Source organism: Arthrobacter sp. Soil761 (assembly GCF_001428325.1).
GTDB lineage: Bacteria > Actinomycetota > Actinomycetes > Actinomycetales > Micrococcaceae > Arthrobacter.
This window is the reverse complement of the sequence record NZ_LMSF01000030.1, coordinates 19,809-31,857: the sequence shown is the minus strand read 5'-3', so window position 1 is coordinate 31,857 and position 12,049 is coordinate 19,809. Positions and strand designations below refer to the sequence as shown.

Annotated in this window: 11 protein-coding genes; 7 read left to right on the top strand and 4 right to left on the bottom strand. The window is 66.5% G+C overall.

Going from position 1 to position 12,049, the window contains the following annotated elements:
- Window positions 1-21 precede the first annotated feature (21 nt).
- Both ASG79_RS23900 and ASG79_RS18800 read right to left on the bottom strand, forming a co-directional pair.
- Entirely contained in the window at window positions 22-168 is a 147-nt protein-coding gene (locus ASG79_RS23900) for an MFS transporter small subunit (RefSeq protein ID WP_018770535.1), read from the bottom strand.
- 1 nt (window position 169) lies between these two features.
- A complete protein-coding gene (locus ASG79_RS18800) occupies window positions 170-1,555 on the bottom strand; it encodes an OFA family MFS transporter (RefSeq protein ID WP_018770536.1) in 1,386 nt (461 codons plus the stop codon).
- A gap of 262 nt (window positions 1,556-1,817) precedes the next feature.
- Between ASG79_RS18800 and ASG79_RS18795 the strand changes: the two genes are divergently transcribed.
- Both ASG79_RS18795 and ASG79_RS18790 read left to right on the top strand, forming a co-directional pair.
- The gene (locus ASG79_RS18795; protein WP_056393243.1) at window positions 1,818-2,306 is read left to right on the top strand and encodes an SRPBCC family protein; all 489 of its coding nucleotides are present in this window, start codon (window positions 1,818-1,820) and stop codon (window positions 2,304-2,306) included.
- 5 nt (window positions 2,307-2,311) lie between these two features.
- On the top strand, window positions 2,312-3,988 hold the full coding sequence (locus tag ASG79_RS18790) for an FAD-binding dehydrogenase (RefSeq protein WP_056393562.1): 1,677 nt from the start codon (window positions 2,312-2,314) through the stop codon (window positions 3,986-3,988).
- 72 nt (window positions 3,989-4,060) lie between these two features.
- Here ASG79_RS18790 and ASG79_RS18785 read toward each other — a convergent pair whose 3' ends face one another.
- Complete coding sequence (locus ASG79_RS18785) at window positions 4,061-4,561, bottom strand: GNAT family N-acetyltransferase (protein WP_056393241.1); 501 nt, start codon at window positions 4,559-4,561, stop codon at window positions 4,061-4,063.
- A gap of 107 nt (window positions 4,562-4,668) precedes the next feature.
- Between ASG79_RS18785 and ASG79_RS18780 the strand changes: the two genes are divergently transcribed.
- Window positions 4,669-5,559: a potassium channel family protein gene (locus ASG79_RS18780; RefSeq protein WP_056393239.1), complete on the top strand. Its 891-nt coding sequence runs from the start codon at window positions 4,669-4,671 to the stop codon at window positions 5,557-5,559.
- A 31-nt stretch (window positions 5,560-5,590) separates the two neighbouring features.
- Here the strand turns inward: ASG79_RS18780 and ASG79_RS18775 are convergent, their stop codons facing one another.
- On the bottom strand, window positions 5,591-6,607 hold the full coding sequence (locus ASG79_RS18775) for a LacI family DNA-binding transcriptional regulator (RefSeq protein WP_026265967.1): 1,017 nt from the start codon (window positions 6,605-6,607) through the stop codon (window positions 5,591-5,593).
- Between the two features lie 206 nt (window positions 6,608-6,813).
- Here ASG79_RS18775 and ASG79_RS18770 point away from each other — a divergent pair, with 206 nt between their 5' ends.
- From ASG79_RS18770 to ASG79_RS18755, 4 genes are all read left to right on the top strand, one after another.
- A complete protein-coding gene (locus ASG79_RS18770; RefSeq protein WP_235509880.1) occupies window positions 6,814-8,781 on the top strand; it encodes a glycoside hydrolase family 127 protein in 1,968 nt (655 codons plus the stop codon).
- A 39-nt stretch (window positions 8,782-8,820) separates the two neighbouring features.
- Entirely contained in the window at window positions 8,821-10,107 is a 1,287-nt protein-coding gene (locus tag ASG79_RS18765) for an ABC transporter substrate-binding protein (protein ID WP_056393237.1), read from the top strand.
- Between the two features lie 61 nt (window positions 10,108-10,168).
- Entirely contained in the window at window positions 10,169-11,128 is a 960-nt protein-coding gene (locus ASG79_RS18760) for a carbohydrate ABC transporter permease (RefSeq protein WP_223994064.1), read from the top strand.
- Between the two features lie 27 nt (window positions 11,129-11,155).
- The gene (locus tag ASG79_RS18755; RefSeq protein WP_056393234.1) at window positions 11,156-12,016 is read left to right on the top strand and encodes a carbohydrate ABC transporter permease; all 861 of its coding nucleotides are present in this window, start codon (window positions 11,156-11,158) and stop codon (window positions 12,014-12,016) included.
- The last annotated feature ends 33 nt before the right edge of the window (window positions 12,017-12,049 follow it).

Below are 12,049 nucleotides of genomic sequence, written 5' to 3'. Positions count from 1 at the left end.
ACGCTGGCCCAGCCCGGGCGGCTACCCGAACAGCGCCGCCACCTGGGTCAGCGTTTGGAAGACCCCAAAGGCCAGCGGGATCCCCACCAAAACCCAAGCCAGTACCAGCCTGCCGGTGGACCGGCGGACCGGCTGGTGCGCGCCGTGGTTGTGTGCTGTGCTGCTCATTTCATGCCTCCAGGGAAGATTCGTGCCGCTCGGGGCGGCGTTCGTGGAACCGTGCGTCGACGGGCTTGACCAGCAGGTTGGCCACGAACCCGATGACCAGCAGGGCCACCATGGTCAGCAGCGCGGGCTGGTAGGACGCGGCATTCAGCTGCCCGGGCTTGCCCTGCGCGTCCAGGATGCTGTTGACGATCAGCGGCCCGGCCACCCCGGCCGCGGACCAGGCGGTGAGCAGCCGGCCGTGGATGGCGCCTACCTGGTACGTCCCGAAGAGGTCCCGCAGGTACGCCGGGACGGTGGCAAACCCGCCGCCGTAGAAGGAGATGATGACGAAGGCAAGCACCACGTAAAGGGCGGTGGCGGTGGATCCGGCCAACGCCAGCACCGTATACAGCACGGCACCTACGCCCAGGTACACCATGTAGATGCGCTTGCGCCCCGTGACGTCGGAGGTGGCGGACCAGGCGAAGCGGCCCGACATGTTGCCGATGGACAGCAGCCCCACAAAGCCCGCAGCAACGCTCGCACTGACCAGGGACTTTCCGTCGGACTGCCGGAAGAAGTCCTGGATCATGGGCGCCGCCTGCTCCAGGATGCCGATGCCGGCCGTGACGTTGCAAAACAGCGCTACCCATACCAGCCAGAACTGCCGGGTCTTGATGGCGTTCTTCGCCGACACGTTCTCCGTGGTGACGAGCTTGGCCGCCTTGACCTTGGCGGGGTCGAACCCTGCGGGCCGCCACCCGTCGGCGGGCACCCGGACGGTGAAGGCGCCGAACAGCATGTAGGCAAGATAGACGACGGCGAGCGTCAGGAAGAGCTTGCCCACGGCATCGCCGCTGGCCACCCAGCCCTGGGCGCCGGAGTTCGGATCGTACGCCTTCAGCAGGGCCTGGGACACGGGGCTGGCGATCAGCGCGCCGCCGCCGAAGCCCATGATCGCCATGCCGGTGGCCAGGCCGGGGCGGTCCGGGAACCACTTGATCAGCGTGGACACCGGTGAGATGTAGCCGATGCCCAGGCCGATGCCGCCCACGAAGCCGTACCCGAGGTAGACGAGCCACAGCTGGTGGGTGAAGATACCCACCGAGCCGATCAGGAAGCCGCCCGCCCAGAACATCGCGGAGGTGAACATCGCCTTGCGCGGGCCGTTGGTGTCCACCCAGGTGCCCATGACAGCGGCGGAAAGGCCCAGCATCACGATGGCGATGGAGAAGATGACGCCGATCTCGGTCAGGCTGGCCCCGAAGTGCTTGACCAGCGCCGTCTTGTAGACGCTGGTGGCGTAGGCCTGGCCGATGCACAGATGGACGGCGAGCGCCGCGGGCGGGACCAGCCAGCGGTTGAAGCCCGGCGGGGCGATGGAGTGGTCACGGTCCAGGAAGCCCATGGTTGATTCCCTTTGCTTGTCGATGACGTCGATGTCTGATCGATCCAGAGGCGAAAGGCCTTGTTGAACCCGGGCCCTTTGCCTTGGGCTATCATCATGCAAATCATCAGCAAACGTACTATTGGCGCGCCGAGCGGCAGGAATTGCGCGGCGAGCGGCTTGGTTGGCTGAGGCACTCCCCTGTCAGCCCTGCACAGCCCATCGGGCACGCACACGCAGCGCCTTGCTTTCCGCCCGCCGCGGCGGATGGCAGAGTGGGACGATGAGTGAGCAACCAGCCGCGCTGGTCCTGAACCTGGAGTGCACGGTCCCGTCCCCGCCGGAGACAACGTTCCTGCTGCTGACGGAACCTGCCCGGCTTGCCGAGTGGTGGGGCCCGCACGGCTTCAGTATCCCCGAAGTGGACATCAACCTGGTGGCGGGCGGCCGCTACCGGTTCCGCATGGCCCCGCCGGAGGGCGAACCGTTCCACCTCTCAGGAAAGTTCCTGGAGATCGATCCGCCCTGGCGCCTGGTCTACACCTTCGCCTGGGAGGAACCGGCGCCGGACGACACCGAGACCGTCGTGGACCTCTCCCTCGCCAGCACCGGAACCGGAACCCGGGTGGTGCTCTCGCAGGGACCGTTCCTCACGGAGGAGCGGCTGGAACTGCACCGGAACGGGTGGAGCGATTCGTTCGAAAAGCTGGCTCGTGCCGCCGGGAGCGCCGGCCGCTCCGGTGCCGCCGGCAGCCGGGACAACGCCCGGTGACAGGCCTGGACGCGGACGTCATCATCATCGGCGGTGGCCTGGCCGGGCTGGTGGCCAGCAATGAGCTGGTCCGTGTGGGCAGGCGGGTGGCCATCGTGGACCAGGAAAACCCGGCCAACCTGGGCGGGCAGGCCTTCTGGTCCCTGGGCGGGCTCTTCCTGGTGGACACCCCCATGCAGCGGCGCCTGGGCGTGAAGGATTCCTTCGACCTGGCGTGGCAGGACTGGCAGGGTTCCGCCCGGTGGGACCGGCTTTCCGGCCCGCACCCCGAGGACGAGTGGGCGCAGCAGTGGGGCCGTGCCTATGTGGAGTTCGCCGCCGGTGAGAAGCGCGCGTGGCTGCAGGAACAGGGCATCCGGTTCACCCCGCTGGTGGGCTGGGCCGAGCGCGGCGACGGCAGGGCCGGCGGCCACGGCAATTCGGTCCCCCGCTTCCACGTCCCGTGGGGGACCGGCACCGGGGTTTCGGAGCCGGTCGCGGACAAGGCGCGGGCGGCCTCCGGGGCGGGCAGCGCCAGGTTCTTCTTCCGGCACCGGGTGGACGGTTTAACGTTCGACGGCGGCACGGTCACCGGGGTGCGGGGCGCGGTGCTGGCGCCTGATGATTCCCCGCGCGGGGTGTCCTCAAACCGGGATGTTGTTGCCGATTTCGAACTCCGGGCCCAGGCCGTGGTGATCGCGTCCGGCGGAATCGGCGGCAACCACGGGCAGGTTCGGCGCTGGTGGCCTGCGCGGCTGGGGACGCCGCCGCGGAAAATGGTCACAGGCGTGCCGCAGCACGTCGACGGACGGATGCTGGACATCGCCGACGGGGCCGGGGTGCGGCTGGTGAACCGTGACCGGATGTGGCACTACACCGAAGGGATCCAGAACTGGAACCCCATCTGGCCGGACCATGCCATCCGGATCCTGCCCGGCCCGTCGTCCCTCTGGTTCGATGCCCTGGGCCGGCGCCTTCCCTCCCCCGGCCTGCCCGGCTACGACACCCTGGGCACCCTCCGCCTCCTCCGGACAACGCCGGAGCTCCAGCAGCACGACCATTCCTGGTTCATCCTCAACCAGCGCATCATCGAAAAGGAGTTTGCCCTCTCCGGCTCCGAGCAGAACCCGGACATCACCAACCGGGACCTCAAGCTGCTGCTGAAGACCCGGCTGGGCCACGGCGCGTCCGGTCCCATCGAGGCGTTCAAGGAGCACGGCGCGGACTTTGTGGTGGCGGACAACCTGGCGGACCTGGTCCGCGGAATGAACGGGCTGACTGACCAGCCGCTGCTGGACCATGCGCTGATAAGGCGGCAGATCGAGGAGCGGGACGCCGAGATCAGGAACCCCTTCTCCAAGGATGTCCAGGTGGCGGGTATCCGCAACAGCCGCCGGTACCTGGGCGACCGCCTCTTCCGTACCGTCAAGCCGCACCGGATCCTGGACCCCGCCGCGGGCCCTCTGATCGCCGTCCGGCTGCACGTTGTCACGCGGAAGACGCTGGGCGGGATCCAGACCAACCTTGACGGCCAGGCCCTCGGACAGGACGGCGCCCCCATTCCCGGGCTGTACGCCGCCGGCGAGGCAGCGGGATTCGGCGGCGGCGGCGCCCACGGCTACAACGCGCTGGAAGGCACCTTCCTGGGCGGCTGTCTCTTCACCGGCCTGACCGCCGGCCGGGCGCTCGCCCGGGCGCTATGAACTGACTCCGCACTAAGCCCCGCGCTGCACTCAGGCGGGCGCTGCACTCAGGCCACGGGCCGCCGTCGAACACTATTGGCTGCTGCGCCGGACCAACCGGAACTCCGGCAGCCCCTCCCACTCGGATGGAAGCGTGTTGCGCCTGCCGTCCGGCCGGAACCCCTGCTTCAGGTAGAAGGCCAGGGCGCGGGGATTGTTCTCCACCACCCAGAGGTAGGCCGGGCCGGAGCCGACGGCGGCGCTCACCAGGGCTGCCCCAAGGCCCGTTCCGTAGGTCCGCCGGAGGGTGTAGATCGAGTAGAGCTCCACGGCTTCGGGGCCGTCGTCGTCGCGCCCCGGGCCGGCGTCCGCGAAGCCCACCAGTTGGTTGTCGCCGTCCAGCGCGAGGATCCGCGGCTCGTCAGTGGCCAGGAATGGCCGCCGGCGTTCCACCCGCTCGGGGATGCTGGCCCTGCGGCGGCGGAAGAATTCCGCAGAGAGCAGATGCGGGTAGCACTCCTCATGGGCCAGAGTCTGCATGAGCACCACCGCCTCGGCGTCCTCCGGTGTCGCTTGGCGAAGTCGAAAGTCCATGGCGCCAGCCTAACCAGTGGCCCCTCGCTCCCACGCCGTGTTCCGCCGTCGAACCTCTATGCCTTGTCCGGTCCCCGGTTGGGCAGCCCGCGCACTTAAGATGAGGCATGAACTTCGAGGACGCGCTCCTGACGGTGATTGGTGCCGCGCTGATTCTGCTGATGGTCGCCGACGTCTTCCATACCCTGCTGTATCCGCACGGCTCGGGCCCGGTGGGCCGGACCATCATGCGCGGGTTCTGGCTGCTGTCCAGGAAACTCAGGGGCGGGGCCTCGTCCATCGCAGCCCCGCTGGCCATGGCGGCTGTCATCGCTGCCTGGGCGGCGCTGGCCGCCGTGGGCTGGGCGCTGCTGTACCTCCCGCATTTGTCGAACGGGTTCACCTACTCGGCCGACGTGCCCCGGCAGGCCGACTTTGCGGAGGCCCTGTACATCTCGCTGGTGGCCCTCTCCACCGCTGGATTCGGTGAGATCGTGGCCACGCACCCGCTGCTGCGGCTGGTGATGGCGTTCCAGGCTGTAGCCGGTTTCGGCCTGCTGACCGCCACGGTCTCGTGGATCCTGCAGACCTACCCGGCGCTGAGCCGCCGGCGCGCACTCGCCCACCAGTTGAACCTGTTCCGGGAAGCGGCGGGTCCGTCCGGCATCGCCTCACTTGATGCACGGCATGCAGCAGGACTGCTGGAATCCATGGCGGAGAACGTGGCGTCCGTGAGCATCGATCTCCTGTCCTTCCACGAGACCTATTACTTCCATGAGGTGGAGCAACGGGGTTCCCTTCCCGCCACCATCGCCTACGCCCACCACCTGGCCTCGGATGCGCAGGACAGCGACAACCCCGAACTCCGGTTTGCCGGGCGGATGCTCTACGCCGCGCTGGACGACCTGGCCGAAGTGCTGCGCGGGAAGTTCGGCCACGTGGGAAGCACGTCCTCCGATGTGTTCGACCACTACGAGCTCCACCACAGGCACCGGCGGCCCCCGGAACCGCGGCCATAGCCGCAGGCGCTGCCAACCGTTTGCCGGCGGGTCACCCCCGCGGACCGGAGGACTCACGGACGATAAGGTCACAATCCACGATATGTACGCCCGGAAGGGGTATGCCGTCGAGCGCTGACAGCAGGGCCTCGCCCGCCCGCCTGCCAATAGTGGAGAGGTTCAGGTCGATACTGGACAGATGCGGTCTGTACCCATCGGTGAACGGGGACCAGTTGTCCACGCCGATCAGTGCCACGTCGTCGGGGATCGACAAGCCATGCCGCTCAAGTTCGTAGGCGGCGCCACGAGCGATCTGGTCGCTGCCGCAGAAAATCGCATCGACGTCGGAGTGGCTGGCCAACAACGCGCGGACCCCGTTGTGGCCCCATTCCTCCGTCCAACTGCCGTACCAGACATCCCCTACCGGCTCCAGTCCCTGGTCGGCCATTGCAGCGAGGAAACCGTCCGCCCGCAGGACCGCCGACGCGTGGTTTTCCAAGCCCGTGATATGGGCAATCCGGCGTCGCCCGGTCTTAACGAGGTGGTCAACGGCACGGCGGGCACCACCCCGCTCGTCCCCCGTGACGGAGCAGTCCCCCGGGTCCTTCGACGGCGCGAACGCATAGACTACCGGCACTGGCAGGTTTTCACCGAGCGGCGGCCGCGGATCCACTTTGCGGCCCACGACGATGATTCCGTCCACCTGCCGCGCCAGCAATGTACGCACGTAGTGCTGTTCCCGGATGGGATCGTCCCTGCTGTCACAAAGGAAGCAAAGCATCTCGCCCAGGCCCAGGGCGTCCTCGACGCCGCGCAGGATGGGGATGCTGAAGCGTCCATAACTGTCGGTGGTGATAACCCCCACGGTGTAGGTCCTGCCACTGCGGATGCTCCGGGCGGCACCGTTCGGCAGCCAGCCCACCTCCTCCGCGGCGGCGCGTACCCGCAGCCGGGTCGATTCCCGCAGTTGGCCCGTCCCGTTCAGCGCCTTTGACACCGTTCCGGTCGATACTCCCGCCCGCGCGGCTACAGCCGCGATGCCGGAAGAACGGAAACTATTTTCCGTCACAAGTCCCCCTTTCACCGCCGGACCAATTCCTCATAGAGCCGAAAAGTCGCTTTTCCGCCCGCATAAAGCCTAGCAGAAGCCGTTGACAGGTGAGACGCAGGTCACTTAGGGTTGGGCCTCGGAAGACGATTTCCTGATTTTCCTTTTCCGGCTTTTCCGGATTCTGTCCCGTCTCCCTCCGATTCACACTTTGGAAGAGGTCATTGATGACATCTGTTCACCACAGTCCAGCACCGTCCGCAGGGCAGGGTACCGGCGGCGGGACCGCAGCGGGGCCCGTCGGGGCGACGACGTCCGGACACTACGCGCTGCGCCCGCTGGCCTTCGATTCCGTGCAGCTGCGCCCAGAGGGACATCTGGGCAGCTGGCAGGAGCTCAACCGGACCTCCACCATTCCGCATTGCATCGACAATCTGGAATCCAGCGGCGCCCTCGACAACTTCCGGCGGCTGGTCGGCGAGAGCGACGCGGCGTTCCGCGGATTCTGGTTCCAGGACTCGGACCTGTACAAGACGCTGGAGGCTGTGGGCTGGGAGGCCGGCAGGCAGGCGGATCCGCGGTGGGAAGAGTATGTGGCGTCCATGGGCGAGCTGCTGGCCAAGGTGCAGGAGCCGGACGGCTACCTGAACACCTGGGTCCAGGGCGTTGAGCCCGGGAAGCGCTGGGACAAGCTGCAGTGGAGCCACGAGCTGTACACCGCCGGCCACCTGCTGCAGGCGGCAGTTGCCGTGGCCCGCACCACAGGCAACGGAGCCGTCGTCGAGGTGGCCCGCCGCGTCGCCGACTGCATCGTGGAGAACTTCGGCCCCGGCGGCGCCGAAAAGATCGACGGGCACCCGGAAGTGGAAACCGCAATGGTGGAGCTCTACCGCCTGACCGGCGACAAGCGCTACCTTGAAACGGCCGTCCGGCAGCTGGAACTGCGCGGGCACGGCATCCTCCCCGACGACAGGTTCGGCCGCCAGTATTTCCAGGACCACCTTCCCATCCGCAAGGCGGCCCACGAGGCAACAGGTCACGCAGTGCGCCAGGTCTACCTCTCCACCGGAGTGGCCGATGCCTACCTCGAAAACGGGGACGTATCCCTGCTGGAGGCCGCGGAATCGCTGTGGGAGAACATTTTCACCCAGAAGGCCTACCTCACCGGGGCGCTCGGATCCCGGCACCGGGACGAGGCATTCGGCGACGCCTTCGAGCTGCCGCCGGACCGTGCCTACGCCGAAACGTGTGCCTCCATCGCGAGCCTGCACTTCAGCTGGCGGCTGCTGCTGGCAACCGGCAACAGCAAATACGCCGACGAGATGGAGCGGGCCCTCTACAACGGTATCGCCGCTTCCACCTCCGTTGAAGGCAACAGCTTCTTCTACTCCAACCCGCTGCAGCTGCGCACCGGCCATGACGGCTCCACCGAGGACGCGCCGTCGGAACGCCTGTCCTGGTATGCATGCGCCTGCTGCCCGCCGAACCTCGCACGCCTCGTGGCATCCCTGCACCATTACGTAGCCACGCAGGATGAGTCCGGCCTTCAGCTCCAGCTGCTGCACGACGGTGAGATCCGCGCCTCAGGTGAACCTTTCGGCGGCGAAGTAACTGTTGCCACAACCACCGAATATCCCTGGGACGAAAAGGCCAGCATCGAGGTCACGGCTCCTGCCGGCGAGTGGACGCTCTCCGTGCGCATCCCTTCGTGGTGCAAGGACCCGGAGGTGACCATCGGCGGAAAGCCCATCGAGGCAGTGACTGATGCATCCGGCTACCTCCGGCTCAGCCGCGACTGGGAAGGGAGCACCATCGTCTTGCTGACACTGCCGATGCCTGTCCAAATTGTTAGCGCTCATCCCCGCGTCGATGCTGTGCGCGGCACGGTCGCCCTGGTCCGTGGGCCCGTGGTCTACTGCCTCGAGCAGCATGACCAGGCGGACGGCGTCGTGCTGGAAGACCTTGCGGTCGACGCGGCCGCGCCGGTGGAAATTGCAGCGGCGGAGGGCATCCCCGGGGTGCGCACCGTGCTCAAAGCCGCAGGCGTCGCCCGTCCCCAGTCGGAGCAGGCGCTCTACCGCACCTCCGGAACGGAAGCCGCGGAACAGCGGCCCGTCGAACTGACTGCCATCCCGTATTTCCGCTGGGCCAACCGTGGGCCGGCCGCCATGCGGGTCTGGATCCCCCTCGCCTAGTTGCACCTCCCACCCATCCCTATGAAGAGGAAACGGCATATGAAACGCACAAAACTCGCTGCAGCACTGGCGCTGGCGGCATCCCTCACCCTCACGGCCACCGGTTGTGGCAGTTCCTCCGGCTCCGACTCCCTGCAGGCCTCCTCCGGGGAGCCGAGCGGGACCATCACGCTGTGGGCCCGCGATTCACAGAAGGGGTTCATGGATCTGCTCGCGGACGCGTACAACAAGTCCCACAAGGCGCAGGTCCAGGTCACCATCGTGCCCAGCGGAAACTTCGTGCAGAAATTCGGCACGGCAACCGCTGGCGGGTCGGGCCCGGACGTGGCTTCCATCGACCTGGTCTACCTGCCCTACTTCGCCTCCACCGGGGTCCTCCAGGACATCACCGACGACGCCTCGAAACTGCCGTACAAGGACAAGCTCAGCCCGTCGCACGCGCGCCTCTCCACGTGGGAGGACAAGACCTACGCCCTGCCCTTCACGGCCGAAGCATCCGTGCTGTTCTACAACAAGGATCTCTTCCAGAAGGCCGGCCTTGACCCTGCCAAACCGCCGGCAAACTACGAGGAGATCCTCAACGCCGCCAAGAAGATCCGCGCCCTGGGCCCCGACACCTACGGCTTCACGATGGCCGGCCAGTGCGGCGGCTGCAACATCTTCGAGTTCACCCCCAGCGTCTGGGCCAGCGGCGGCGACGTACTCTCCGACGACGGCAAGACCGCGAAGCTGGACTCTCCCGAGGTCACCAAGGCGCTGACGTTCTACAAGCAGATGCACGACGCCGGCGTGATGCCGGAGGCGGCGAAGACCGACTCGGGCACCGCCCAGCCGGCCCTGTTCCAGGCTGGAAAAGTGGGCATGGTGGTGCTCGGCGCCTTCTTCACGCAGACGCTGAACACGGACAAGAAGGTTGACTACGGCATCGCCCCCATCCCGGGAGAGAACGGCGGCTCAGCTTCCTTCGCGGGCGGCGACAACATCGCGGTCACCACCGGGTCAAAGAACAAGCCTGCCGCATGGGACTTCGTAAAGTGGGCCACCGGCGACGAGGCCCAGACCCTGCTGGCGAAGAACTCCATCGTCCCGGTCAGGACTGACCTCGTAAAGAGCGTCTACGCCTCGGCAGACCCGCGCAACGAGATCTTCAGCAAGGCGCTGGAGACCGGCAAGACGCCATACAGCGTCGTGGAAAACAAGCTGTTCAATGACAACAACGGACCATGGGCAACCATGATCAACGAGGCCGTCTTCGGCGGCGACATCCAGGCCGCGCAGCAAAAGGCGCAGCAGGCCGCCCAGCAGATCATCCAGACCGGACCCTGACATCCACGGGTGCTGCCGCGGACCCGCGGCAGCACCCGCCTCGTCCTCAAGGAGACCTACTTTGGCACACCACACCACCCTGACAACGCGCCCCGGCAAGCCCCAACGCCCAACGGCGCCCCTACGTCCGCCACGGAGCCGGCGGACCCTCACCACCTCGCGCAGCAGGCTCGGCGCGTTGGTGGTCGCCCCCGCGCTGATCCTCCTCACCGTCTTCTTCTTCCTGCCCGTGGTCCTGATGCTGTGGATGTCCCTGAACCGCTGGCCGCTGCTGGGCAAGATCAGCTTCATCGGCCTGGGCAACTACGCGACGGCGTTCCAGGACCAGGACTTCCTGCGGGCAGCCGGGTTCACCCTCCTCTACACCGTGATCATGACTCCCCTGCTGCTGGTCATCGGGATCGCGCTGGCGCTGCTGATCCGGCGTCCGGGCAAAGCTTCCAGAATCTTCCAGTCCATCTATTTCCTGCCGGTGGTGGTCGGCTTCGCCGCCGCCGGTTACCTGTGGCTCTTCATGGCCCAGCCCAACATCGGGCCCCTGCTGGACCTGCTTACCCGCGGCGGGCTGGCCTCGCACTCGGACAACTGGTTCGGAAGCTTCGCCGGAGCGCTGGGCATCGTGTGCGCCATGGTGGTCTGGAAGGTTGCCGGCATGCAGATGCTGCTGCTGAACTCGGGCTTGCAGTCCATCCCCGTGGAGCTCGAGGAAGCGGCCAGGATCGATGGTGCAAGCCGAACACAGGTGTTCCGCTACATCATCCTGCCGCTGCTGCGGCCCACCCTCGCGCTGGTGCTCGTCTTTTCGGTAGCCGGCTCACTGCTGGCCTTCGACCAGTTCTACATCATGACCAGCGGCGGCCCGGCGAACCAGACCATCACCGCGGTGTACCACATCTACCGGGTGTCCTTCCAGGGTTTCCAGCTCGGCTATGGCGCCGCGCTCTCTGCCCTGCTGATGATCGTGCTCGCGGTCGTCAGCGCCATCCAGATGCTCATCCTCCGCAACTCGGACCACAACTAGTCCAATCCATCGGAAACGGACCCCTCCATGACTTCACTGCAGTCCAGACTCCGCCCGGTGCCGCGCACGGCCTGGTGGATTATCAACCTCAGCCTCGCGGCCCTGTTCCTCTACCCGTTCTGGGTAGTTCTCTCACAGTCGATCAAGTCCCCTGCCGAGGCTGCTGCCGCGCCGCCCACGCTTTTCCCGGGTTCCTTCTCGTGGGGGAACTTCGCGAAGCTATTCGGCAACGAGAACGGCGGTGCGGGCTTCGTCCAGCAGTTAGGCAACAGCGTCCTCGTCTCAGTTGGCGCAACGCTCCTGACGATCGTATTGAGCACGCTGGCCGGCTACGGCTTCGCCAAACTGCGCTTCCGCGGCAGCAACCTGCTGTTTTTCGCTACCCTCGCCACCTTCATGATCCCTTTCCAGGCGGTCATCACTCCGCTGTACCTGGTGCTGCACCAGATCGGCCTGACCAACAACCTCCTGGGCCTCATGCTGGTGTACACCACCTTTAACCTGCCATTCGGTATCTTCCTGATGAGGAATTCCTTCGCAGCGCTGCCGGCGAGCATTGAGGAAGCTGCCCTGGTGGACGGGTGCAGCGTGCTGCGTGCCATGGTCCGGGTGCTGCTCCCAGTGGCCATTCCGGGGGTGATCAGCACCGCGCTGTTCACCTTTTTCGCCTCGTGGAACGAGTTCTTCGCCGCGCTGATCCTCATGACAGACCAGTCCAAGTACACCCTTCCGGTGGCCTTGAACGTGCTCTCCAGCGGCACTTTCGGGACCTTGGACTGGGGGGCACTGCAGGCGGGCGTCGCGGTGACGATCGTCCCGTGCATCGTTATCTATGTCCTGCTCCAGAAGTACTATGTGGGAGGCATGCTTACGGGGGCGATGAAGTAAGCCGCGTTCCCTTTCCGGCTTGCTAGGGTCTGC